The sequence below is a fragment of the Anaerobacillus sp. MEB173 genome (assembly GCF_052119505.1).
Classification (GTDB): Bacteria; Bacillota; Bacilli; order Bacillales; family JBJMAU01; genus JBJMAU01.
This window is the reverse complement of record NZ_JBJMAU010000027.1, coordinates 1-24567: the sequence shown is the minus strand read 5'-3', so window position 1 is coordinate 24567 and position 24567 is coordinate 1. Positions and strand designations below refer to the sequence as shown.

Sequence of the window (24567 nt, the reverse complement as noted above, 5' to 3'; positions counted from 1 at the left end):
TTTTTTTTCTAGTAACGAGCAGTAAGCATTTTCTTACGAGTATAAAATTCTACTCCATCTTTTCCATTTGCATGGAGGTCGCCATAGAATGAATCCTTATAACCGGAAAACGGGAAGAATGCCATTGGTGCAGGAACTCCTAGATTAACCCCAAGCATACCAGCATCAATGTCTTCTCGGAATTGTCGAATTGATTTTGCACTGTTCGTGTACAGGCATGCTCCATTTGCAAAAGGGGAAGCATTAGCAACATCAATACCTTCTGTTAAGTCTTTTACACGTACAACGGAAAGAACTGGTGCGAAGATTTCCTCTTGCCAAATTTTCATTTCCTGTGTCACATGATCAAAAATAGTCGGGCCAACAAAATAGCCTTCTCCTTTTGCTGCATTATCTTCACGCCCGTCTCGAACAAGTGTTGCTCCTTGTTCTACCCCTGATTGAATATAGCCTATTGTCCGCTCCTTATGTCCATCACGGATAACTGGACCGAGGAACACACCTTCTTCTAGTCCATTACCGATAGTGATACTATCAGCTGCTTGCTTTAGTCGGTTAATGAGTTCATCAGCAACCTCTTCTTCTACAACAGCAACAGCTGCTGCCATACATCTTTCCCCTGCCGAACCGAAAGCAGCATTAATGATTTCTTTTGCAGCAAAGCTTAGGTCTGCATCTTTTAATACAATTGAATGATTTTTTGCTCCTGCAAGCGCTTGAACGCGTTTGCCATTTGCTGCTGCGGTTTTATAGATATACTCAGCTACTGGTTGAGATCCAACGAAAGATACAGCCTTAACATTCTCATTTTCTAAAATGCCATTCACAACATCATGTGCGCCATGTACGATATTTAATACACCATCCGGAAGGCCTGCTTCTTTAAATAATTCAGCTAAACGATTAGCCAACAATGGTGTTCTTTCAGATGGTTTTAATACAAATGTGTTTCCACAAGCAATCGCTAGCGGGTACATCCAGCACGGTACCATCATTGGGAAGTTAAACGGTGTAATCCCTCCAACTACTCCTATTGGGTAACGATACATCCCTGATTCAACACCTGTAGCAATATCAGGAAGTTGCTCTCCCATCATTAAAGTTGGTGCACCTGCAGCAAACTCAACACATTCTATTCCACGTTGCACTTCTCCATATGCTTCATTGAAACTTTTTCCATTTTCTAACGTGACAAGTTTCGCTAGTTCCTTCCAGTTTTCAACTAATAGTTGTTGATAACGAAACAAAATACGGGCACGCTGAGGCACAGGTACTTTGCTCCATTTTTGGAATGCCTCTTTAGCAACCACTACAGCGTTGTCTAAATCTTCTCGAGTTGATAACGGTACACGAGCGATAACCTCACCTGTTGCTGGGTTTGGTACCTCTTCAATTTGTTCGCTTTTTGATTCTATCCATTGTCCACCAATAAAGTTTTTTAACGTTTGGACTGTTTGTGTGATTTCCATTGTAAAACCTCCTAATTTGAATGTATAAGCATCTTTGAACTAATTATATTTATTATATAAACCACTATCATTAGACACTGTGTAAAATATTCTGAACATTTTTTCTACATTATGGGTAAATACCGTCTTAAATTGTTTACAAGTTGTCGTTAGTAAAAGCGCAAGCGCCTAGCCACCGAAATTTCCTCTTATCTCGTAAAAAAAGAAACCTCAATTAGAGGTTTCAATACCAAGTTATGATGACTTTGATACAGAATAAGATGAATATTCCAAAGATTCATTAGACGCTGAAGCATATTCATAGGCGGAAATACTAACTTCAATGGCTTGACGCTTGTAAGGGTCCATGAAATCATTTCCAATTAATTCATACAATTTTTCTAGACGATGATACAGCGTTTGCCGAACAATGTGAAGACGTTCAGCCGTTTCCTTTTTTGCACCCTTACATTGCAAATAAATTTTTAATGTTTTTAATAACTCCCCATTGGTCTGTTGATCATGTTCCAATACAGGTCCGATATAATCAGAGATGAATTCCAGTAGAACTCCTTGTTCGTTAGCAGCCAATACCAGTCGGAAAATATATAAATCCTCATAAAAGTACTCACTTAATTCATTTGGCATTTTTCCTCTGATATTTAATGTTTCTTTTGCTGTTTGGTAGCTATTTTTTATATGACTTAAATTGTTAACAAACTTACCCACACTAAACTCAAGTTGAGAAATATTCTGTGTTTCTATGAAATCGGAGTTCTTCAAACAGTCAATTCCTTCTTGGACTCTACGCTTAAAATCATCAGGTTTTCGTTTATTAAGAAGAATAAAAACCATTTGATTTTTTTGTATTGAGGTTAACAGGAAGATACCTCGCTGATCAAAAATTGAGCTAATAAATACTTTTAAATAAGTAATTTCAGAAATTATTTTATCTAGATTATCCGCTTTACAAAGTAAAACAGTACACTTATTCGGCTTGAGAGTAGGCTCGAGCTCCGAAAGATATTGTTGAATTTGTTCATTACTATGCTCACCTTCAAGCCAACAACTCACCCATTCCGCTTCTTTAGCCTTCCTTTGTTCCTCGATATATAATTCACGTAATAAACTTTGAGCCAAGGCTATTGCACTTCTGTCTAAAATTAGAGATTCAAATTCAGTAATAGCCTCTGATTCTGAAATGATAAACAGATCAGCAAATGTCTGATTCAAAGCTTGTACAGATTGGTGTGCTACATTCAAGTGTTTTGGTATCTGATTATTTTTCAAAAGGTTAAACATTTCATCTTGTTCGTTTGATGACTTTTTTGGAATAACTTTAACCTCACCTTGATTGGAAATATAAAATATTGACATCCCTAAGTAATCATATAAAAGTTGCAGGATTTTTTGTTGCGGGTTAGAGGAAAGAAGTAGTTGATTTAACCTATTTGAGTATTCCTCTAAATCAGAAAGGATTTGATAATGTTTCTTTACTAAAAGACTATGTATCTCTTGTGTTATATCAATAAATCGTACTTCTTTAGAAAATACAATGATCGGAAAGTTATGGGTGTCAGCTAATTCTATAATTTCTTGTGGTACCGCTGATATATACTGTCCTAATTCAATGCATAGACCGGCTGCATTAGAATCAATAAATTTTTTAACTAATAAAGCAAAAGCATTTTGATCTCCTTGCCACCCAATACCTGTTGATAGTATAAGTTCATTACCATTTAAAAGGTTTTCAATGGAGATTACTTCTAAAACGTGGACCCAGCGGACTGGCCGGCAAAGACCTTCTTTCCCAGCTATTACTTTCGCATGTCCAAAATGTTTATTCTGCAAAATTTCTTGTACCGATAATTTACTTTCAAAGTTCATAGGTGAATTCCTCCAGAGTAAGTTTTTGGACAAAAAGAAGTGATTTAACCTTCAATTAATAAAGCGCTTTCAATTATTCAATAATAATAATTACTTACCTCTTCAAAGAGATACATAAAAATTAAATAAGCCAATCTTATCGAAATACTAATATTTATATAATCTTAGAAATATTCGAACTCTTTTACATACACGAGATTGGCACTAAATTAAGTATACTGTATAAGATTTACATTAGTAAAATGAATGTTTATAATATTATACATGAGAAAAAATAATGCAAGAAGGGGAATTAGATGACAATTAGCCGTTTTGAAATCTTTTACGCTGTAGTTGAATCTGGAAGCCTAACAAAAGCTGGGGAAATGTTAAATTTAACACAATCGGGTGTCAGTCATGCCATTAACAGTCTTGAAAATGAATTTGGCTTTTCTTTACTATGCCGAGGGCGATCCGGTATTTATTTAACTAGTGATGGAGAACGGATGCTCAATTACATTCGTGATATATTGACCTTAAATGACAGATTGAAACAAGAGGCCGCAGCAATAAGCGGCGTAGAGGCGGGTGTAGTGAGAATAGGTACATTTACAAGTGTCGCTACCCAATGGTTACCTCATATTATAAAACAGTATGAAAAAAACCATCCTGGAATTATAGTGAAATTGTATGAAGGTGATTATGCTACCCTAGAACAGTGGATTTCAACTGGTGTCATTGATTGTGGTTTTCTCACTTACCCTATATCGAAAACTCTTAAATTTTTCCCTTTAAAAAAAGACAAAATGCTTTGTATCATGTCAGACCAGCACCTTCTTCATAAACAAGAAGAAATTTCTTTCAAACAACTACAAGCAGAGCCTTTGATTATGCCTAAAGAAGGTTGGGATAATGAGATAAAGCAGATTTTAAAAGAAAATAATATAAAACCTACTGTTAAATTTGAGGTATCAGATGATCAAACAATTCTTGCTATGGTGGAAAATAATTTAGGGATCAGTGTAAGACCTGAAATGACTTTATCTCATATTCCCAGTAATATACGCATTCTTAATTTAGAAAAAGAGTCTTTTCGTTTTATCGGCATTGCTACAAAACCTAATATGTCTCCTGCTACTACAAAATTTATTGATTGTGTTCAAACTTGGTTAAACGATAACAATTTAATGGATTATTAAATAAGAAGAGAACTTAAATTATGAGTCACTTCTTCCTTTTGGTTATTTGTTAATACAACTGGCACCATCTTTAATTCAACTAAAAAGACACTATTCAATTTCCTTTATAGAAGGTAAAAGTATCGTGTTGATCTGTGAATTTTCATCTTTTAAAGAAAGCGTCTGATTTATTAAATCAAGGTTATAAACATGCCCCCTACACGAGTGTAACATTCCGTCCTTACAATAACTGACGGTAATTAAATGATTTTTTGTTAACTTTCTTAAAATCATATTGTGATCTCCTTCCAGGCTAATGTTCTACAAAAAGACAGAACAGAAGAATACTTCTCTTACTAATACCATTATATTTCTAATCATAACTAACATCATTAGACGCTCTGTAAGTCTTTTTCAAATCTATTTCAACATTTGGTTAAATATTGATAAAATGTTGACTTCAAGAGTAAGTATAGAAAGCCCGTTGGATGACAAAAAAGGAAAACAAAATGTTTTACATTCTGTCTAATGATAGCGATGTATATGTTCAAATATAATTAGCTAATGGTTCGTTATAGCAATAACATTCTAACACAAGCTATCCAAAGAGTTGATAGGAAGTATACCTATCTATGATAGATAAATATAAAATATCGTGAAATATGGGGGGGCATGATGAGAAGTCTACTAGTAAACTTATTATGGTTTGTTTGTTCTATTACGTTAAATGCTTTAGGAAATAGCTATATGATTATAGCTAACTTAGGAAGTGCCCCCTGGGCAGCTGCTGGGGAAAATCTTGCGTCCATATTACCGTTTTCTATTGGTGTCTGCATTATTATTTTGAATTTCTGTTCGTTTATACTTAGTTATTTAATGAAAATTAAATTTACCTTGACGATGATAATCAAAAGTATAACTCTTACCTTCGTTTTTGGACTATTTATTGATCTGTTTTTGTACTTACATCACATTATGTATGTACCAGAAAATATATGGATTCGTTGTTTATATTTATTAATAGGTCTCAACCTTATGGCAGTTGCTATAAGCATTTACTTTCAATCTAGCTCAGTGTATTTGCCGTCTGACTATTTGTTGAAGGCGTTTGGGAAGCGATTGAATAATTATACTTTAGGAACAATCCTTTGTACGTTAATTCCGTTATCCATCAGTCTTGTTATTATGATCTTTCAGCATCATATAACTGGTGTTGGTATAGGCACGATGTTGTTTATGTTTGGAATTGGATTTTTTATTGATCAGTATAATCGTTGGATTGTGATTCATAAAGTTCCCAAACAAAATACGTACTCAGCATAATAAAGTATGTGCAGGTTAACTGGATAATATAAGAGGGGGGGAGGATTTTAGTTTTAACATCAGATAAATATCGTTTTAATAAGTATACTTTCTAGAAAAAACTAACCCTGTAAAGACTTTTGTAACAAAGAACCGTTCTATTATTGTTTGTTTGAAAAAAAGAAGCCTCTCAAAAGTTCAGCGAACTTATGAGAAGCCTCCGTTAATATCCTCAATGTTAGCAAAATGTTAGCAAACCACTCTAACCTTACTAACAAATCCTTATATATCAAGGGTTCGAGGGGCTATTACATCATGCCGCCCATGCCGCCCATGCCACCCATTCCGCTCATGTCAGGCATTCCGCCGCCTTCTTCAGGCTTATCAGCGATTACTGCTTCTGTTGTTAAGAACATCGCTGAAACAGATGCTGCGTTTTGAAGTGCAGAGCGAGTTACTTTTGTAGGGTCAACGATACCAGATGCAATCATATCTACCCATTGGCCAGTAGCTGCGTTGAATCCAGTTCCAACTGCTTCGCCTTTTAAGCGTTCAACGATAACTGAACCTTCAAGACCAGCATTGTGAGCGATTTGACGTACTGGCTCTTCTAATGCACGAAGTACGATGTTAACACCAGTAGCTTCGTCGCCTTCAGCTTGAACAGCTGATACAGCTTTGATAACGTTAACTAGTGCAGTACCACCACCAGCTACGATACCTTCTTCAACAGCCGCACGAGTAGAGTTTAGAGCATCTTCAATGCGAAGTTTGCGCTCTTTTAATTCAGTTTCAGTTGCTGCTCCAACTTTAACAACTGCTACTCCGCCAGCAAGCTTAGCTAAGCGCTCTTGTAATTTTTCTTTATCAAACTCAGAAGTTGTTTCTTCTAATTGAGCACGGATTTGGTTAACACGTGCTGCAATTTTTTCTGAGTCTCCGGCACCTTCAACGATTGTTGTGTTTTCTTTTGTTACAACAACTTTAGAAGCGCGTCCTAATTGAGTAATGTTAGCAGATTTAAGGTCTAATCCTAAATCTTCTGTAATCACTTCACCACCAGAAAGGATAGCGATATCTTCAAGCATTGCTTTACGACGGTCACCAAATCCTGGAGCTTTAACAGCTACAGCATTGAATGTTCCGCGAAGTTTGTTCACTACTAATGTAGCAAGAGCTTCACCTTCAACATCTTCAGCGATGATAAGGATTGGCTTACCTTGTTGAACAACTTGCTCAAGAACAGGTAATACTTCTTGAATGCTAGAAATTTTCTTATCAGTGATTAAGATGTAAGGGTTGTCTAGAACTGCTTCCATTTTATCAGAATCAGTTACCATGTAAGGAGAAGCGTATCCACGGTCGAATTGCATACCTTCTACTACTTCAAGCTCAGTAGCGAATCCTTTAGATTCTTCAATTGTGATAACACCGTCGTTACCAACGCGCTCCATTGCTTCAGCAATTAATTGTCCTACTTCTTCGTCAGCAGAAGAAATAGCCGCAACTTGTGCGATAGAATCTTTGCTTTCGATTGGCTTAGAGATTTTTTGTAATTCTTCTACTGCAACCGCTGTTGCTTTTTCGATCCCTTTACGGATAACCATTGGGTTCGCACCTGAAGTTACGTTCTTTAAACCTTCACGAATCATTGCTTGAGCTAGTACAGTTGCCGTAGTTGTACCGTCACCAGCGATATCGTTAGTTTTGCTTGCTACTTCTGCAACTAGCTTAGCACCCATGTTTTCGAATGCATCTTCTAATTCAATTTCCTTTGCAATTGTAACACCGTCATTTGTAATTAAAGGAGATCCAAACTTCTTCTCTAATACAACATTGCGTCCTTTTGGTCCTAATGTTACTTTTACTGCATCAGCTAATGCATCTACACCACGAAGCATTGAGCGACGTGCGTCTTCGCTAAATTTAATATCCTTTGCCATGTTATCTACCTCCTAATATTCTATATGTAGCGACTTAACCAATTACTGCTAAAACGTCACTTTCACGAAGGATTAAATATTCTTTTCCTTCATATTTCACTTCAGTACCAGCATATTTAGAGAAGATTACTGCATCTCCTGCTGCTACTTCTAATGGAATTCTCTCGCCTTTATCAGTTACACGCCCTGTACCAACAGCAACAACGCGTCCTTCTTGCGGCTTTTCTTTTGCAGAATCTGGTAGTACGATCCCGCTTGCAGTTTTTTCTTCTGTTTCTACTTGTTCAATAACAATACGATCACCTAATGGCTTTAACAAGGAAAACACCCTCCTCAAAAATAGTTGTATTGAAGTTAGTTTTTTAAATAGGTTCTTTGTTAGCACTCAAACCAATCGAGTGCTAACACAATTATTATAATAATCATTTCAGTTTCATTTTTCAAGTATTAACACTAAAAAATTATGAAAAATTTTCCCTTCACTACTATCGACCTAATATTATACTTTTATACGCTGAGCCCGTGGTTCCTGCTTTTATTTTCAAAAGTTTTAACTTTCTTTCCTAGGTGTACTTCCTTATCTTCTGAACAAACTATGATAAAATAAAAAAAGTGCAATACATATAGAGTATAATGTTACTAATTTGGATGGAAAAGGAGAATGAACTTTTGTCAAAAAGATACTGGTGGATATTAATCACTTATGTCGCTGCCCAATTTTCAATTTTCATTGGTTATCCGGTTCTTGACTATTTTGGGGTAGCTCCCGAAAAAATCCCTGGCCTTTGGAGTGTATACAGCTTTTCGGTCGGACTCATCATTATCTTGTTACTTTTACGTCCTGATATTGAACAAAGACATCAGGACTATGAGCGTGTTTCACGTGGTGAAGCAATAAAGTGGTCATTTATTGGGATTTTCCTTGCTTATGGTGCTCAAATCGTGGCAGCTATGATCGAAATGCAGCTACTGGGGATTGAACCCGGATCAGAAAATACAGAAATACTGATCGAAATTGCAAAATTAACTCCGATCTTCATGCTCGTAACGGCAGTGATTGGACCAATTTTAGAGGAAATTGTTTTTAGAAAGATTATCTTTGGTACATTATATAAACGATATAACTTTTGGATTGCCGCGATCATTAGCTCACTAATTTTTGCTGCCGTACATATGGATTTCACACATCTACTCATTTATACGGCAATGGGCTTTGTTTTTGCTTATTTATACGTCCGAACAAAACGAATTATTGTACCAATTGTCGCTCACGTTGCAATGAACTCTTTTGTCATGCTGATTCAGGTTGTTTTCGGTGATAAGATCATGGAGATGCAAAAACAGCTTGAAGAGATGCAATCATTTATTGGAGGATTTCTACTATGAGAACATCACCGACTTTTATGGGGATACTTTATCTCCTAATTGGATCGCTATTCACCTATTTGGCTATCCAAAATGTAAGAGTCAACGGTTGGGACATCTGGACTTTCCTATTAATCGGTTTAGCTACAATCGATTTCGTTATTGCCAGCCGCTTCCTAACATCAAAAAAGAAAAAAGCAAACTAGTACGGGTGCTAATTATGTTAGAGGACATTTAATCCTTTATCTGTGAAGAAAAAGTCATTATCGAACATTTGACGGACATACGTTCCGCTATTAGATTGAAATGACAATTAATTTTTCATGAATCGGGCAAATAACGTATTTAATGTCCGCGAACACCTCAAAATTAGCTTTTTACAAGCAAATAAAGGAATAGATGTCCGTTCACCAAACAAATCCCCTCTCGATTCATTCGAAAGGGGATTTTCATGTTAATTAAACGTTTGATTAATTTATTAAATTCTAAATTAAATAAGTTCCCAATCCTTAAACACTGGCTGATAGCCCTTCTTATAAAGCATATCACAAATTTCCCTTACTCCGCGTTCATCAGAAATCTCAAACTGGTTCGTTCCTTTATCCTCTTGTGAATAGCCCCCTACTTCAGTTGAAGATCCTGCTGACATCTTCGTAATTCCAAGTGGAAGAAGATTGTCGCGCAGTTCAGAACTTTCACGTGTAGATAATGTCATTCCAGAACGCGGTAAGAATAACCGTAACGCCAGCATACATTGTACAAGATCACGATCCTCTACAATGGAGCGAGGTTCAAAGCTTCCAAGGTGAGGACGAATTCTTGGAAGTGATACGCTGATTTCTGTTCCGATATATTTATCTTGCAAGTAGCGCCCATGCATGCCAGTATAAAATACCTCTCTTCTCCAATCATCCAACCCAAGAAGCGCCCCAATATTTACTGATCGCATTCCGGCAATACATCCTCGTTCCGGTGTATCTAAACGGTAACGATAGTCGCGCTTTGGACCTTTCACATGAAATTCCTGATAGATGTCTTCATTATAAGCCTCCTGATATACAGTAAGACCATCTATACCCGCCTCGACTAACTCCTTATATTCATCCGTATCGAGTGGGTTAATTTCAATTGCGATTGACGAAAAGTATTTTTTTAATACTTCTGCTGTTTCCTTAATATACGATACCGGTGAATGTAGTTTAGATTCACCAGTTAAAATGAGAATATGCTTAATTCCTGTTTCAGCTAGCGCCTTTGCTTCCGCCTCAATCTCATCCATCGTTAACTTTTTTCTTTCAAAGTCATTCACAATACTAAAGCTGCAATATGTACAGTGGTTCACACAATAATCAGCAATGTAGATCGGATTAAATAAAAGAACCGTTTTCCCAAAGTTTTGTACAGTTATGCGATGGGCTTTTTGCGCCATTTCCTCAAGAAACGGTGTGGCTTGTGGTGATAAAAGCGTTAGAAAATCCTCTTTCATTAAATGATCTTTTTGTAACACTCTTCTCACATCATGATCAGTGACTGACTGAAACACGTCGTCAAAAGGTATTGTCTTTAATTGTTGGTAAATCGGATAAAAGCTCAATGAATTACTCCCCCTCCAGTTTTCTTATCATCCCATCACTCTAGCAGCGTGTTCCTTAACGTAAAAATCCAGTTAATGGTGAAGATGCTTTCGCTTCTACTGCTGTTGCTCCCATTCCTGACAAGAAAGCTGTTCTTCCCGCTTTTACACTGTAAGCAAATGCTTCTCCCATTGCTACAGGATCTCCAGCTGTTGCAATCGCTGTATTGACAAGTACGGCTGCTGCTCCCATTTCCATTGCCTCTGCGGCTTCCGATGGTTTCCCAATCCCTGCATCAACGATAATTGGAACGTTACTTTCTGCAATCATAATTTTTACAATCTCTTTTGTTCTGAAACCACGATTTGTTCCAATTGGTGCTCCTAATGGCATGACTGCTGCAGCTCCTACTTCTTCAAGCTTCTTTGCCACCATTAAGTCCGGACTCATGTAAGGTAAGACAACAAAGCCTTCACTCGCTAAAATTTCGGTAGCTTTGATCGTCTCATAATTGTCTGGAAGTAAATATTTCTGATCTGAAATCACTTCGATTTTGATCCAATTTCCCATTCCTGCTGCTCTGGCAAGACGAGCAATTCGTACTGCTTCATCAGCTGTTCTTGCTCCTGATGTATTCGGAAGTAAAACCATATGATTAGGAATGTGCTTCATAATATTTTCTTGATTTGATCCTAAATCAACGCGCCGCATGGCAACCGTAATCACCTGTGAACCTGAGCTCTTAATCACATCCGGAACAATCGCATCATTACCAAACTTTCCTGTTCCGATAAATAAACGGCTTGATAGCTCTACCCCGCCAATTACTAAATTATCATTCATTACAAAAAACCTCCCCCAGAGTGTTCAACATAAAAACAAACAAAAAACCGCACTGAATTATGCGGTTACAAAAAAACTGCTCCTGCGTCTACCAGTATCGCTCCGGTGTTGGCTTCCTCGTCGCAATAAAAACTGCTCCTGCGTCTACCTGTATCGCTCCGGTGTTGGCTTCCTCGTCGCAAAGCTGCAAGGTAGCGTAACAGGTCGAAGCTTCGCTGGCATTATCCAGATCAGGTTAACGGTCGATAACAAGATCAGTCATCCTCTCAGCCTAGTCTTCTAAGCTCCCGTATCATTACTATATCATTCTTTTTAGCAATATGGTGTGAGTTCTCTCACTATTTAGGCTGTTTTCGTCCCTTTCTTTTGATCTTCTCTGTTCCTTCCTCCTAATAACCATCCAGCAGGAATTGATAGTAAGGTCAGAATCCCAATTACAATAAAGCCTTCATTAATCGCTTGTAAGCTCGCAGCATCGAAAGGAAGATCTTGCACAATCAACTGCACTCGACGAACTTCAAAGTAAATAGAGACAAAAACAATACCAAGTGCAGAACTCATTTGTCTAAACACACTGTTCATAGCTGATCCTCTTGAGACAAGCTGTTCAGGGATCGCATTCATTCCAGCCGTCGTTGCCGGTGTACTACTTAAGCCAAACCCCGCTCCCCTTACTGCCATTAGAAGAAAGATTACCCAAAGTGCTGTACTCACATCCATTAAGCCAAGCAGAATTGTACTAACACCAATAATGACCAAGCCTACTGTAACAGCAACTCTAGCGCCACTTTTATCCATAGTCTTACCGCTGACTGTCATAAAGATCGCCGTAAACAATGCTGACGGTAAAAATGTGAGGCCAGTCATAATGGCACCATAACCATACACATTTTGTAATAATAATGGGATAAGGAAAATCCCTGCAAATAACCCGATCGAAAGGATCCCTGATACAATGACGCTATACGTAAACGTCGAAATCCGAAAAATTGAAAGATCTAACAAAGGGTGCTGAACATGTTTTTCTATATGAGCAAACAGATACAGACTAAGTGCCCCAACAAGAAGTAAAAGGATATTCATCGGTTCGAGTAAATGTTCCAGCTTTGAAATTCTAGCTAACGCATATAAAATCAACCCAACACCTAGGGTTACCGTTAGAAAGCCCCACTTATCAAATGTCAGCTTTGCACTATTTTTTGATTGCTTTAGGCAGAACACAGCCATTGCAAGACCTATCAAACCTGTTGGAATATTGCATAAGAACAAATATTGCCAACTTCCCATTTCGATTAAAATTCCGCCCAGTGTTGGCCCAATTGTTGGTGCCATCAGCGCTGATGTACCATATACACCAAGCGCAAAGCCTCGTTCGTTACGCGGAAAAGCAATCACAATTAAGGCCATCGTAATTGGCAGCATAATCCCGCCAGCAATCCCTTGCAGTCCTCGAAAGAAAATAAGTGAAGACAAGTTCCAGGAAAAAGAACCTAAGATAGAGGCAATTGTAAAAAGAACTAAACCGAAAATATAGAGGTTTTTATTTCCCCATTTATCACCTAAGTATCCCGTTAATGGCATCGTCACACCCATCGTAACCATAAAAATCGTAATTACCCAACCTGTGGCAACAGCGTCTGACTCAAACACTTTCATTAACTGTGGAACAGCTGGATTTAACATACTGTTATTTAGGACAAGAGTGAATGAACCAACTAATACGGTTAGTAGAACAAGCCATTTTTCTGGTAGTTTATTCATGCTGTTTCGCCATCCAATCATTTCGTAATTCGAAATATATCATCATTGCTATTTTAGCATTGTATTGTCCTTTCAGCACTAGAATACATTTGCAGTTATCCAAATGAAAAAAAACCACGTTATACTAGACGTGGTTTGAATCTTTCTTCTGTTGTTCCTCATATTCCTTTTCTGCTTTAAGCACCTTTCGATACGTAACATAAGATATCCAGATACTAATTTCATATAAAAGAAGTAACGGGCCTGTGACCATAAGGTGAGAGATTAGTTCTGGCGGTGTGATAAACCCCGCAATGACTAATAAAATAAAATAGGCAATTTTACGAGATTGCACTAAAAACTGTGGAGTCAAAATTCCTAATCTAGTTAAGAACATAACAACCACGGGCAACTGAAACAAAAGACCAAATGGTAATGTTAATTGAAACAGAAAAGAAAAGTATTCGTTAATTCCGTATTGTTCAGTAATATTTAATTGAACTGCTAACCTCCCCATGAAACCAACTACAAATGGGAAGAGAATGAAATATGAGAACGACAGTCCTGCTATAAATAAAAAGAACGAAATTGGAATATAAGAAAGTGTCGCTCTCCGTTCAACATCACGAAGGCCCGGACTAACAAAGGCCCATAGCTGATATAATGCTACTGGTGATGATAATAACAATGCTGTCAAGAAAGCAAAGTTCATATATACCTTTAAAGGATCAGTTAAACTAAAGGCGTTCATTGGAAGGCCTTCTGCCGTTGGTGCACTTTGCAAAAATGATATGAGTGGTGTCGCAAGGAAGAATCCACCGATAAGAGAGAGAATAAAAAATACGACAACAATAATAAGACGTTTTCTTATTTCCTCTATATGCTCATAAAGCGACATCCCGTTTTGTTCCATATGAAAACCCTTCCTATCTCAACAATTACTTTTCTGATTTCTTTTTATCATCATCGTCATCTGCTAATCCCTTTGTTGCATTTTTAAACTCACGAAGTGTATTTCCAGCTGCTTTTCCTAATTCCGGAAGCTTTTTAGGGCCAAAGATAATTAGTGCAACAATAGCGATTAAAGCGATACTACCTGCGCCAAGTGTTCCCACGACATTCACCTCCTATAAAAACGATTCTTTTTGTTATTCAACAAACTAGACTGGATAATGTTTTAAAAAATAGATTAACGATTGTAGCTCAACAGATAAATCAATATGGTGAACCCGAATATGTTCAGGAACAGTTAATCTTGCTGGTGTAAAATTTAGAATACCTTTTATTCCTGAATCGACAATACGATCGGCTATTTTTTGTGCCGCTATTGCTGGTACAGTTAATATTGCCACAGTTACTTCAGGGTCAAGGATTTTCTCGAAATCATCAAGATGGTAAATCGGTACAGTCCCCATGTTTGTACCAACTTTTTCAGGAGCAACATCAAAAGCCATTTCTATTTTTGTATTATTATTTTTTTGAAAGTTATAGTGTAAAAAAGCTGTACCTAGATTCCCTACTCCAATCAGTGTTACTTTTGTTAATTCATCTTGATCTAACGTTTTTCGAAAAAAAGATAATAGATAGTTAACATTATATCCATACCCTTTTTTCCCTAACGCACCGATGTAGGAAAAGTCACGTCTTATTGTTGCTGAATCAACTTTAACTGCTTCACTGAGTTCTGAGGAAGAAACACGATATTTCCCAGAGCTTTGCAAATTCTCCAAGAACCGATAGTATAACGGTAACCTCTTTGCGGTTGCTTGTGGTATCTTTGTTTGATCAAATTCCATAGCATTCCTCCAACTTCTATCCGTCAGACTGAATTATTACATATCTACTTGCTCTCTACGATAATCCCCACTTTTTCCACCTGTTTTTTCTTTCAAGTAGGTTGGTCCAATCACCATTCCTTTATCAATGGCTTTGCACATATCATAGACGGTTAAGGCTGTAGCAGAAGCTGCCGTTAATGCTTCCATCTCTACACCTGTACTCCCTTTTGTTTTCACTTGAACATCAATATTTAGTATGTGCTTATCGCCTTCTTCTTCCCATGAAAAGATAACATTAACACCCGTTAAGGCAAGCGGATGGCACATTGGTATCCAATCAGCTGTCTTCTTAGCTGCCATAATACCAGCAACTTGGGCCACACCAAGTACATCACCTTTCCCAATTGAACCCTCTTCTATTTTTGTGTAGATTTCTTTGCTCACTACTACACTTGTATGGGCAAAGGCAGTTCGAACAGTCGTTTTCTTATCAGAGATATCAACCATCTTGGCACGACCTTGTTCATTAAAATGTGTAAATGATGACATGTTAATATTCTCCCTTCTTCTATCTATTGTACAACATTTCTACAAATCTGTAAGCGTTCTGATTACTAGTTCAAAAAAAAAGTTGACACAAATTGGGCCGAGCATGAATTTTTACGAGTGTTGCCTGTCTCTCGACCAATACTGTACACTAAAATAATAAAGACATCATTAGTCTAACACGATCTCACTATTTTTAGTGTAAGAAATCGCACAACCTTTATGTAGGGATGGATGAAAAAATGATTATAATGCAATGTGTTCAATTATCAAAATCGTTTGGTGCTGAGCCAATTTTATCGAATATAAAGTTAGAAGTTCAATCGAGGGACCGAATTGCTCTGATTGGGAGAAACGGTGCCGGCAAATCAACATTATTAAAAATTATTACAGGACAGATGTCGTTTGATTCTGGTGAGTTAATTATTCCAAAGGATGTTAAGTTAGGATATTTAGCACAAGACACTGGGCTTGAGTCCAACCTCTCGATTTGGGAAGAAATGCTTGCTGTCTTTCAACCTCTGCAGAAAATGGAACAAGAGCTTCGTCAATTAGAGGGGAAAATGTCCGATAATAATGTTTTGAATAACCCCGCTTTGTATGAAAAAGTCTTAAAAGACTACGATGAATTACAAATAAAATTTAAAGATCAAGGCGGTTATCAATATGAAGCGGATATTCGAAGTATTCTTTCTGGTTTAAAATTTTCTACATTTGATTACTCAACGAAGATTTCTACATTAAGCGGCGGACAAAAAACGCGGTTAGCTTTAGCAAAGTTACTATTAACAAAACCTGAGTTATTAGTATTAGATGAGCCCACAAACCATTTAGACATTGAAACACTAACATGGCTCGAGCAATATTTAGTAAACTATGACGGTGCGATTTTAATCGTATCCCATGACCGGTACTTTTTAGATAAAATTGTTACGGTTGTATATGAAATTTCAAATACAAAATCAACTAAATTCCACGGGAACTATAGTGATTACCTAGAGGAAAAAGCAAAACGTTATGAAGTTGAACTTAGGCAATATGAAAAGCAGCAAGAAGAAGTGGCTAAACTTCAAGACTTTATCCAACGAAACATCGCCCGGGCTTCAACAACGAAACGTGCGCAAAGCAGAAGAAAACAACTAGAAAGAATGACATTAATGGGCAAGCCACAAGGTGACGAGAAATCCGCTTCATTTTCTTTTGATATTATGAAGCAAACCGGAAATGACGTCTTAAGACTTGAAAATGTCGCGGTTGGTTACGACAAGAGCAAACCATTATTCGCAAATGCTAACCTGCAAATTAAGAAAAATGAAAGTGTCGCCCTGGTTGGTCCGAATGGGATCGGTAAATCTACATTATTAAAAGCGATTAACCAGGAGCTTACGACGATAGAAGGAGCGATTTCTTACGGCAGCAATGTCATGATTGGATACTATGATCAAGAGCAAGCGAAGCTTACTTCAAATAAGCAAGTCTTACATGAACTGTGGGATGAATATCCTTTAACACCAGAAAAGGAAATCCGCACAGTGTTAGGGAATTTCCTCTTTAGCGGTGATGATGTGTTAAAGGTCGTCTCTGATTTAAGCGGTGGTGAAAAGGCGCGCTTACAATTAGCGAAGCTTTATATGCAAAAAGCTAATTTTTTAATTTTTGACGAGCCGACAAACCATTTGGATTTAGATAGTAAGGAAGTGCTAGAATCAGCATTGATTGATTATCCTGGCACGATTTTATTCGTTTCCCATGACCGGTACTTTTTGAATCGGATTGCCACCCGGATTGTTGAGATATCCTCAATCGGTCTGACTGATTATATCGGCGATTATGATTACTATATTAGAAAGAAAGAGGAGTTGAAAGAGCTTGAACTCTTAGAGCAGAAACAACTTCAAGAATCAACTCCGAATGAAGGAAAAGCGTCTGACAAAGTAAGCTTTCAACAAGACAAAGAGGCAAAGAAACAGGAGCGGCAAAGACAACGCCGGATCGAAGAAATTGAGAACATGATTGAACAATTTGAAACAGAAGTTGCTCAAGATGAAGAAGCTCTATGTGATCCCGAGATTTATCAAGATCATGAACGTTCTGCTACATTAAATGAACAAATAGAAGAACGAAAAGCAAAAATTGAAAAGCTGATGGAAGAATGGGAAGAGCTCCAAAGTTGATAGTTAAAAGTTAAAAATAACTAACCAAATTTTCCAACTCCCCCCTGTTATAAGGTCGGGGTCAGAGCCAGATGCTAAAAAAGCTTGCAGGAATCACATTGATTCTTCTGCAAGCTTTTCTTTTTCTTCTAAATCACTTACGACGCCCTTTTCTAACTGCCAATAGTAGCTGGCCGAAACGATTAAAAACATTGATGTTGCTGCAGCTACTACTCCTGAATCATTTAACAGCAAGAGTGCTAATGATGCAACAATTCCTGTTTGGATACATTGTTTTTGATACATGACCGGGTGTAAACGGTTCCTCTTCCATAAAAAAATCCCTATTAATAAGTATGATGTGAAAAAGAGCTTCGTCCAATTTGATGACCAAAGAATCTTCCAATTCATCGCCATTTTCCTTTGAATGATCTCATAGATATATTGAAGATCCCCGCTGATCATTCTTTCAAAAGCATAACCTATGTGTGTTTTCATACCTGTAATTTGTAAGAAATACAGCGCTGTTAATAAGAAAATCCCGGCCAACACCATCATTGAACAAAACGTAACGAACTTCATTCGATTAAGAAAGAGAAGAGAAAATAAATAGACATATGCGATTCCAAAGGAAAGCGTAGCACCCGCGTTTGTTCCTAATTCAGGGGCCCCTAAGAAGATAAGTTGAATAAGCCCGATTCCACCTACCATGAAATACTTCAGCCATTTTTGCTGTCTTTTTAACAACGGAATCATCATAAGCAGTCCCGAAACAATATAGATACCAGAATACTCATTACCTATTCCATAATATCTAGCACCAATGATCGGATCAAAACCTAAATATGAACGCTGCATGAATGTCGATCCAAACCATAAATCAAGTGTTAACGCGAGAAACAATCCCATACCAACTAGCGTTAACGGTTGTTTTAAATAACGAACTGAAAGGACCCCGGTTACTAACGAGCATAAGGATATGACATAAAAATAACTGCCAGCACTCATTATTTTTAACATTGATGGTGTTATCAAAAACCAAAATGGTGAACTCATTCCACTAATTAATAATACTTTCGCGATAAACCTCCACCAATCTTTATTTTGTCTCCACCATAAAATCAGACTCGCTGCAAATAAAGAAACGATCAGTAATGTAATATAACTTGATAAAACAGCCCCACGTGTTGCGTTAATCTTAAAAATCCAGTTCATTTGATCAATAACTTGATTGTGCATAACTGTTCGACCATTAGTTAACTGCAGTGGATAACCTAGCATTACCTCTGGTTTCTCAATTTGAAAATAATTTAATATTGTTGGAGCGATATCTAAGTTACTAACTAACGACCGTTGCCTTGTTGTTTGTGAATAGATTTCCTGACTATCTTCTGTAGAATCCCAAAGCATAAGCGGTGCTAACAGTTCCTTTTCTTTGTAAGCCTCCTGATGGACCATTGGTGAAAATACCATAATCGATCTTTCCTTTGACTTAGCAAGTTCACCAACAAAGCTCTCTAAATTTGTAAGAGCTTTATGATACTGCATTTGAAAATGACCCTCGTCCATAAAATCCTTTTCTGAAAATAATCGATACAGATCCCCCCACTCCACAACGATAAAGGTTCGATCATGAACATTCTCTTTTGAATGAATAGTAGTCATGAGTTCAGCTACATCCATTTCACTACCAGTTGGGGATAAATGATTTTTTCTTATCATTGTGGAAAATTGGCCTGGCGTTTCTCCATATTTATCAACAGTTAGTAATGAACCATACCTGACTTTTTGTTCAAGTGTGTCACTAGTTCCTAATATTGTGCGAAACACGTGATTATTTTTTAGTGTTTCACCTAATATGCCTAGTTCAGTAACTTTCTCCTGTAATTTATGAAAATACGGATGAACAATGTCCTCCTTAGTTTGCCTGCCCGTCCACTGTAAATAACGCTCATCAACTATACCATTCGCAAACTCTTCACCTTTTTCATAGCCATTCCAATCGAGTACACCATTGCTTCGCTTACTACTACTTAATGTCACGATATTATTTAAATAAGAATAATTCCCTTCTGGGCGAATGTTCATACCAGCTAAACTGGCTGTTTTCCACAGGTTTGGCTCCTGTCCATTTTCCAAGAACCATGAGATTTCACGAAACGACAATTCTGGTACTAAAACAACAACAAGATGTTCGTTTTCATCCTCTGCATAAGTCACTTTTCCACAAATTAATAAAAAAGTTAATAAAGAAAGTAAAAGAAATTTCTTAACCAATCGAAAAATCTCCTAACATAATTCTATAAATTTTCTGACATATCCACATTATCAACATAGTTACTCACACATTTTTTACTTTTTCCATAAGATCTTAACAACTTATGCACATTATCCACTTATTTATACACATTTTTTATAAACAAGTGGATGACTTATTTAACTAGCTTTCTAAACGTTATCCACACTATTAACAAATTGTACACAATCCCTTCTCCACAAGTCTGTTTTTGTCAGCAAATGTAGAAATAAACGGAAAAAGATGTGATAATAAATAAAAACTCCCTTCGTTCTCATCATTGACGAGAGCTAAGGGAGTTAAACTACACATTTTATGAAAACTGCTCTAAATCCAAACCCGGATTGCCATTCAGCGCAAGATCGGAGCGCCTTCCTTTTTGATATTCTATACTGCCTGCCGCAGCAATCATCGCGGCATTATCAGTACAAAGTGATAATGGAGGGATAACAAGTTCAACATTCAATTCAGAAAAGCTTTCTTCTAATGCTTTTCTTAATCCTTTGTTTGCTGCTACACCACCAGCAACGACAACTTGATTAACATTATATTCTTTGGCTGCTCGAACAGTCTTTGCAACTAACACTTCAATGACACTCTCTTGAAAGCTCGCTGCTAAATCCTCAGATTTAATCATGATATTTCTCTGTTTAGCATTATGCAACGTATTAATCACAGCTGATTTCAAACCACTAAAACTAAAATCATATGAATCAGGTTCTAACCAGGCACGCGGAAGGTCAATTGTAGCGTCACCTACACCTGCCAAACGATCAATGTGCGGACCTCCCGGATATGGAAGACCAATTGTTCTCGCTACCTTATCATACGCTTCTCCAACAGCATCATCTCTTGTTTCACCAATGATTTCATAAGATCCATGTTCTTTCATGTAGATCAATTCCGTATGTCCTCCGGAGACGACTAATGAAAGGAGTGGAAACTCTAATTCCTTCACTAGTCGATTTGCATAAATATGGCCAGCAATATGGTGAACACCAACTAGCGGAATATCATGAGCAAAGGCGATCGCTTTTGCTGCATTCACACCGATTAATAAAGCCCCGACCAAACCAGGTCCTTCAGTCACCGCAATCGCATCAATATCAGCAAATGTTATTCCCGCTTCATCCATAGCTGTCTCAATAATATATGTAATTTGCTCAACATGATGACGTGATGCAACTTCCGGCACTACACCACCAAAACGTTTATGACTTTCAATTTGGGAGGAAACAGTATTTGAAAGAATCTCTCGACCATTTTTTACAACGGCAACTGCTGTTTCATCACAACTTGTTTCGATTCCTAATATAATTTCATCTCTCTTATTATTCATATAAATTCACCCACATAATTTGAGCATCCTCTAAATTGTCTGTATAGTAATTTTTTCTAATCCCAACTGCTTCAAAACCTAATTTCTTATATAATTGTTGCGCCGTTTCATTAGAAACTCTCACTTCCAATGTCATCTTTTTTGCTCCAAATGTTCTCGCTAATTCCATGGCATGCAACAGCAATGTTTCACCCAGTTTTTTCCCCCGAAATTTTGAATGAATGGCTATATTGGTAATATGCGCTTCATCTATGATCACCCAAACACCACAGTACCCAACTATTTCTGAATCGATTTCAACAACTAAATAATGTGCAAATTGATTATTCACAATTTCATTATAAAATGCTGTACGACTCCATGGTGTTGTAAAGGCATCATGCTCCACTACCAAAATTTGATCTATATCTTTTTCTTCCATTAATCGTATTGAATAATTTTCAGTTATTTCATTCATTTCATTGTTCTCTTTTCTTTTGTAAAGCAATCCAATTTGCCTCAGCTTCCGCTAATTGAATATATTCAGGGGTAAATTGATGAACATTTTCCGTTGGTTCACGCTCTAAGCCAAGCATAGCCAACTCACTCGGTCGGGGATTATGTTCACTGATTGCTGCAAACACTGCTTTTGCACCGAAAGTCTCTTTTATTTGCTCACGATGGATATCGAGATCGTTACCGATAAAAAGCACCGGCTTTTCTAATTCATGCAAAACTGTTAGCCAATCATGTAACAAAATAATTTTATCCTCTTTTACATTTAAAAAACTTCTATCGACCATGCCGTATAGACCCGTATAGACCTGTCCTCTTCTCGCATCGAAAAGCGGCGACACATACCCATCAAAATAACGCCCATTTTGAGCAAGCACCTCTAAACTGGATATGCCTACAAGTGGAATTTGTAAAGACCAAGCTAAAGACTTCGCTGTTGTCACTCCAATACGAACTCCTGTATAAGAGCCAGGACCCTTTGCTACGATAATCTTATCTAATTCCTTTGGTTTAATGTTGACCTCTTCTAGTAAGTCTGAAATTGCTGGCATAAGTCTTAACGAGTGATTTTTCTTTAAATTTGTAATCAACTCTCCGACGACTTTTCCATCATCAACAACGGAAATCCCCATAACTAAATTTGATGTATCTATTGCTAACACTTTCATTGTTCTAATAACTCCTTACAAAGAGTAATATACCTCTCACCAATTGGTTCAAACAAAATCTTCCTTTGCTCATCACCTTCATGGGTGATGACAATTTTCAAGCGTTGATCTGGTAGCCGATCAGCAATCATGCTCGGCCATTCAATCACCGTTACTCCTTCACCTTCAAAATACTCATCAAAACCTAAATCCTCATCACTATTTTCCAAGCGATACACATCCATATGATAAAGTGGTATTCGCCCTTTGTATTCTTTAATAATTGTAAAAGTAGGGCTATTAACGACTCGTTTAACTCCTAGCCCTTTTGCTAAGCCTTTCGTAAAACTTGTCTTTCCAGCGCCTAAATCTCCTTCTAATGTAATCACGTCATTCGGCTGAAGTATATGAGCCATTTTTTCAGCTAATAACATTGTCTCTTCAGGAGAATTTGACCGATATATTATTGGTTCCATATTTATCTCACCTATCTATCTCCATTACGTTTAAAATGATTATATCCCGCTTTATTTAATCGTGTTGTTTGTCCATCTTGAATTAAATACACATTAGCCGGACCTTCTTTCACGATACCTACCTTAAATATCTCCAAACCTTGTATTGCGAAATCATCTTTAATACTTTCCCATTGTTCAGCGGAAACGGTACCAATTAATTTAAAATCCTCGCCGCCATTTAATATCCATTTTAACTGTTGTTCATCACTAAACAACCTTAAAGCCTTGCTCCTAGGCAGAGCATCCGATTCTAAAACAATCGAAACCTGACTAGCTTCAGCAATCTCATACGCTTCACTAGCCACCCCATCACTTATATCATTTAAAGATACACGCACCTCTTTACCTGCAAGTATCCGTCCTTCCTTAATTTGCGGAATTGGTGTTTGATGCGCTCGAATAAGCTGTTGTTCTAACTCATTATAATCGTAATCCTTATCATTATCTAATAACAGCTGTAATCCAGCAGCAGATTCACCAACATACCCGGTTATAAAAACGACATCATCTGGTTTGGCATTACTACGCAGTAATTGCCTTTGCCCTTCAACCCGACCAAGCACTGTAATCGTTATAACAAGAACATCCTTCGTTGAAACGGTATCACCACCAATTAAATCAACATGATATTGACGTGCAAGATCACTCATACCGTTATATATTTGACGAAGATCCTCCACTTGCCAATGTGGCGGGATGGCGATTGATACTAAATAGTAGGTAGGCACTCCACCCATCGCTGCTATATCACTAATATTCGATGCTAAAACTTTATAACCAATATCATACGGTCTCATAGTCTGACTTGCAAAATGGATTCCTTCTACCATTGTATCCATACATACAATTTCGTCAAACCTATTATCTCCCTGAAATAGTGCCGCATCATCACCAATCCCTTTAATTAACGACGATTGGAATGTTTTCTTCGGAGTAATTGACTGGATAAATTCAAACTCATCTTTAATCATGTTCCGCACCTTCATATGTAGTAGTTTATTAATCAATAACTTTATCTTTTATTTAAATGATAACAAAGAAACAATTCAAATGTATAAAAAAACCTTAGGACTTTACATAGCCTAAGGTTTGTCTCTATTAGTTTATCGTATTATGTAAAAAAAACAAATAAAATAAAAAAACGAAACTAATTGTTTCGCAAATTGAATGGCGGACCCGACCGGGATCGAACCGGCGATCTCCTGCGTGACAGGCAGGCATGTTAACCGCTACACCACGGGTCCAGATTGCGGGGATAGGATTTGAACCTATGACCTTCGGGTTATGAGCCCGACGAGCTACCGAACTGCTCCACCCCGCGACGTTATAAAGTTAATAGACGATGCCTTGCTTTGAAGTTCAGTTCCACTGTTTCTTCCTCTACAAGTATCGCTTTGTCGCTTGCTGTGTCGAAACAACTCGTTGTACATTCAGTGATGTATTCCTCGTTGCGCCACCCCGCGACGTTATTAGGTTGATGATATTGCAAGCTTGGCAACGTCCTACTCTCACAGGGGGAAACCCCCAACTACCATC

At 37.4% G+C, this 24567-nt stretch carries 22 protein-coding genes, 2 tRNA genes and 1 pseudogene; 5 read left to right on the top strand and 20 right to left on the bottom strand.

Annotation, left to right across the window (positions count from 1 at the left end; genetic code table 11):
• Positions 1-8: 8 nt before the first annotated feature.
• Entirely contained in the window at positions 9-1469 is a 1461-nt protein-coding gene (locus ACJ2A9_RS22515) for a CoA-acylating methylmalonate-semialdehyde dehydrogenase (RefSeq protein WP_441423952.1), read from the bottom strand.
• A 234-nt stretch (positions 1470-1703) separates the two neighbouring features.
• A complete protein-coding gene (locus ACJ2A9_RS22510) occupies positions 1704-3335 on the bottom strand; it encodes a PucR family transcriptional regulator (RefSeq protein WP_441423951.1) in 1632 nt (543 codons plus the stop codon).
• Positions 3336-3631: 296 nt separating this feature from the next.
• Between ACJ2A9_RS22510 and ACJ2A9_RS22505 the strand changes: the two genes are divergently transcribed.
• On the top strand, positions 3632-4513 hold the full coding sequence (locus tag ACJ2A9_RS22505; RefSeq protein ID WP_441423950.1) for a LysR family transcriptional regulator: 882 nt from the start codon (positions 3632-3634) through the stop codon (positions 4511-4513).
• Between the two features lie 90 nt (positions 4514-4603).
• Here ACJ2A9_RS22505 and ACJ2A9_RS22500 read toward each other — a convergent pair whose 3' ends face one another.
• Positions 4604-4786, bottom strand: coding sequence for a YolD-like family protein (locus tag ACJ2A9_RS22500; RefSeq protein ID WP_441423949.1), 183 nt, complete (start codon positions 4784-4786; stop codon positions 4604-4606).
• Positions 4787-5167: 381 nt separating this feature from the next.
• Between ACJ2A9_RS22500 and ACJ2A9_RS22495 the strand changes: the two genes are divergently transcribed.
• Positions 5168-5815 (top strand): YczE/YyaS/YitT family protein, encoded by a 648-nt coding sequence (locus ACJ2A9_RS22495; RefSeq protein WP_441423948.1) that lies wholly within the window; start codon positions 5168-5170, stop codon positions 5813-5815.
• A gap of 287 nt (positions 5816-6102) precedes the next feature.
• Here the strand turns inward: ACJ2A9_RS22495 and groL are convergent, their stop codons facing one another.
• Both groL and groES read right to left on the bottom strand, forming a co-directional pair.
• The gene (gene groL, locus ACJ2A9_RS22490; protein WP_441423947.1) at positions 6103-7737 is read right to left on the bottom strand and encodes a chaperonin GroEL; all 1635 of its coding nucleotides are present in this window, start codon (positions 7735-7737) and stop codon (positions 6103-6105) included.
• A gap of 34 nt (positions 7738-7771) precedes the next feature.
• Entirely contained in the window at positions 7772-8056 is a 285-nt protein-coding gene (gene groES, locus ACJ2A9_RS22485) for a co-chaperone GroES (RefSeq protein WP_441423946.1), read from the bottom strand.
• A 350-nt stretch (positions 8057-8406) separates the two neighbouring features.
• Between groES and ACJ2A9_RS22480 the strand changes: the two genes are divergently transcribed.
• Positions 8407-9123 carry a CPBP family intramembrane glutamic endopeptidase gene (locus tag ACJ2A9_RS22480; protein WP_441423945.1) on the top strand — a complete coding sequence of 239 codons (717 nt, stop codon included), beginning with the start codon at positions 8407-8409 and terminating at the stop codon, positions 9121-9123.
• Entirely contained in the window at positions 9120-9308 is a 189-nt protein-coding gene (locus ACJ2A9_RS22475) for a YdiK family protein (RefSeq protein ID WP_441423944.1), read from the top strand. The genes ACJ2A9_RS22480 and ACJ2A9_RS22475 overlap by 4 nt, the downstream gene beginning before the upstream one ends.
• A gap of 284 nt (positions 9309-9592) precedes the next feature.
• On the opposite strand, the gene thiH is transcribed toward ACJ2A9_RS22475, so the two are convergent.
• From thiH to moaC, 7 genes are all read right to left on the bottom strand, one after another.
• On the bottom strand, positions 9593-10696 hold the full coding sequence (gene thiH / locus ACJ2A9_RS22470) for a 2-iminoacetate synthase ThiH (RefSeq protein WP_441423943.1): 1104 nt from the start codon (positions 10694-10696) through the stop codon (positions 9593-9595).
• Positions 10697-10751: 55 nt separating this feature from the next.
• The gene (locus ACJ2A9_RS22465; RefSeq protein WP_441423942.1) at positions 10752-11519 is read right to left on the bottom strand and encodes a thiazole synthase; all 768 of its coding nucleotides are present in this window, start codon (positions 11517-11519) and stop codon (positions 10752-10754) included.
• A 342-nt stretch (positions 11520-11861) separates the two neighbouring features.
• A complete protein-coding gene (locus ACJ2A9_RS22460; protein ID WP_441423941.1) occupies positions 11862-13280 on the bottom strand; it encodes an MDR family MFS transporter in 1419 nt (472 codons plus the stop codon).
• Positions 13281-13404: 124 nt separating this feature from the next.
• On the bottom strand, positions 13405-14172 hold the full coding sequence (gene tatC / locus ACJ2A9_RS22455; protein WP_441423940.1) for a twin-arginine translocase subunit TatC: 768 nt from the start codon (positions 14170-14172) through the stop codon (positions 13405-13407).
• A 25-nt stretch (positions 14173-14197) separates the two neighbouring features.
• Positions 14198-14374 (bottom strand): twin-arginine translocase TatA/TatE family subunit, encoded by a 177-nt coding sequence (locus ACJ2A9_RS22450; protein WP_441423939.1) that lies wholly within the window; start codon positions 14372-14374, stop codon positions 14198-14200.
• Positions 14375-14419: 45 nt separating this feature from the next.
• Positions 14420-15055, bottom strand: coding sequence for a redox-sensing transcriptional repressor Rex (locus ACJ2A9_RS22445; protein ID WP_441423938.1), 636 nt, complete (start codon positions 15053-15055; stop codon positions 14420-14422).
• Between the two features lie 36 nt (positions 15056-15091).
• Positions 15092-15586, bottom strand: a complete 495-nt coding sequence (moaC, locus tag ACJ2A9_RS22440) for a cyclic pyranopterin monophosphate synthase MoaC (protein ID WP_441423937.1) — start codon at positions 15584-15586, stop codon at positions 15092-15094.
• Between the two features lie 239 nt (positions 15587-15825).
• On the opposite strand from moaC, the gene ACJ2A9_RS22435 reads away from it, so the two are divergent.
• The gene (locus ACJ2A9_RS22435) at positions 15826-17757 is read left to right on the top strand and encodes an ABC-F family ATP-binding cassette domain-containing protein (RefSeq protein ID WP_441423936.1); all 1932 of its coding nucleotides are present in this window, start codon (positions 15826-15828) and stop codon (positions 17755-17757) included.
• A gap of 93 nt (positions 17758-17850) precedes the next feature.
• Here ACJ2A9_RS22435 and ACJ2A9_RS22430 read toward each other — a convergent pair whose 3' ends face one another.
• The 8 genes and pseudogenes from ACJ2A9_RS22430 to ACJ2A9_RS22395 all read right to left on the bottom strand — a co-directional run bounded on the left by ACJ2A9_RS22430 (position 17851) and on the right by ACJ2A9_RS22395 (position 24352).
• The gene (locus ACJ2A9_RS22430) at positions 17851-20013 is read right to left on the bottom strand and encodes a hypothetical protein (protein ID WP_441423935.1); all 2163 of its coding nucleotides are present in this window, start codon (positions 20011-20013) and stop codon (positions 17851-17853) included.
• Between the two features lie 332 nt (positions 20014-20345).
• Complete coding sequence (gene tsaD / locus ACJ2A9_RS22425) at positions 20346-21371, bottom strand: tRNA (adenosine(37)-N6)-threonylcarbamoyltransferase complex transferase subunit TsaD (RefSeq protein WP_441423934.1); 1026 nt, start codon at positions 21369-21371, stop codon at positions 20346-20348.
• A complete protein-coding gene (gene rimI, locus ACJ2A9_RS22420; RefSeq protein WP_441423933.1) occupies positions 21364-21828 on the bottom strand; it encodes a ribosomal protein S18-alanine N-acetyltransferase in 465 nt (154 codons plus the stop codon). Before rimI ends, tsaD begins: the two co-directional genes overlap by 8 nt.
• Before the next feature lies 1 nt (position 21829).
• Positions 21830-22534: a tRNA (adenosine(37)-N6)-threonylcarbamoyltransferase complex dimerization subunit type 1 TsaB gene (gene tsaB, locus ACJ2A9_RS22415; RefSeq protein WP_441423932.1), complete on the bottom strand. Its 705-nt coding sequence runs from the start codon at positions 22532-22534 to the stop codon at positions 21830-21832.
• Positions 22479-22989, bottom strand: a pseudogene (gene tsaE / locus ACJ2A9_RS22410) (tRNA (adenosine(37)-N6)-threonylcarbamoyltransferase complex ATPase subunit type 1 TsaE). Before tsaE ends, tsaB begins: the two are co-directional and overlap by 56 nt.
• An 11-nt stretch (positions 22990-23000) precedes the next feature.
• A complete protein-coding gene (thiL, locus tag ACJ2A9_RS22405; protein ID WP_441423931.1) occupies positions 23001-24002 on the bottom strand; it encodes a thiamine-phosphate kinase in 1002 nt (333 codons plus the stop codon).
• 197 nt (positions 24003-24199) lie between these two features.
• Positions 24200-24275: transfer RNA gene (locus tag ACJ2A9_RS22400), tRNA-Asp, on the bottom strand.
• A 3-nt stretch (positions 24276-24278) separates the two neighbouring features.
• Positions 24279-24352: transfer RNA gene (locus ACJ2A9_RS22395), tRNA-Met, on the bottom strand.
• Between the last annotated feature and the right edge of the window lie 215 nt (positions 24353-24567).

Coding starts and splice junctions, on each gene's coding strand:
- ACJ2A9_RS22475 (WP_441423944.1), top strand. CDS start 9,120: ATGAGAACATCACCGACTTTTATGGGGATACTTTATCTCCTAATTGGA.
- rimI (WP_441423933.1), bottom strand. CDS start 21,828: ATGAATGAAATAACTGAAAATTATTCAATACGATTAATGGAAGAAAAA.
- ACJ2A9_RS22500 (WP_441423949.1), bottom strand. CDS start 4,786: ATGATTTTAAGAAAGTTAACAAAAAATCATTTAATTACCGTCAGTTAT.
- ACJ2A9_RS22510 (WP_441423951.1), bottom strand. CDS start 3,335: ATGAACTTTGAAAGTAAATTATCGGTACAAGAAATTTTGCAGAATAAA.
- ACJ2A9_RS22445 (WP_441423938.1), bottom strand. CDS start 15,055: ATGGAATTTGATCAAACAAAGATACCACAAGCAACCGCAAAGAGGTTA.
- ACJ2A9_RS22465 (WP_441423942.1), bottom strand. CDS start 11,519: ATGAATGATAATTTAGTAATTGGCGGGGTAGAGCTATCAAGCCGTTTA.
- ACJ2A9_RS22495 (WP_441423948.1), top strand. CDS start 5,168: ATGAGAAGTCTACTAGTAAACTTATTATGGTTTGTTTGTTCTATTACG.
- ACJ2A9_RS22505 (WP_441423950.1), top strand. CDS start 3,632: ATGACAATTAGCCGTTTTGAAATCTTTTACGCTGTAGTTGAATCTGGA.
- tsaB (WP_441423932.1), bottom strand. CDS start 22,534: ATGAAAGTGTTAGCAATAGATACATCAAATTTAGTTATGGGGATTTCC.
- thiL (WP_441423931.1), bottom strand. CDS start 24,002: ATGATTAAAGATGAGTTTGAATTTATCCAGTCAATTACTCCGAAGAAA.
- ACJ2A9_RS22515 (WP_441423952.1), bottom strand. CDS start 1,469: ATGGAAATCACACAAACAGTCCAAACGTTAAAAAACTTTATTGGTGGA.
- tatC (WP_441423940.1), bottom strand. CDS start 14,172: ATGGAACAAAACGGGATGTCGCTTTATGAGCATATAGAGGAAATAAGA.
- moaC (WP_441423937.1), bottom strand. CDS start 15,586: ATGTCATCATTTACACATTTTAATGAACAAGGTCGTGCCAAGATGGTT.
- ACJ2A9_RS22435 (WP_441423936.1), top strand. CDS start 15,826: ATGATTATAATGCAATGTGTTCAATTATCAAAATCGTTTGGTGCTGAG.
- tsaD (WP_441423934.1), bottom strand. CDS start 21,371: ATGAATAATAAGAGAGATGAAATTATATTAGGAATCGAAACAAGTTGT.
- ACJ2A9_RS22460 (WP_441423941.1), bottom strand. CDS start 13,280: ATGAATAAACTACCAGAAAAATGGCTTGTTCTACTAACCGTATTAGTT.
- groL (WP_441423947.1), bottom strand. CDS start 7,737: ATGGCAAAGGATATTAAATTTAGCGAAGACGCACGTCGCTCAATGCTT.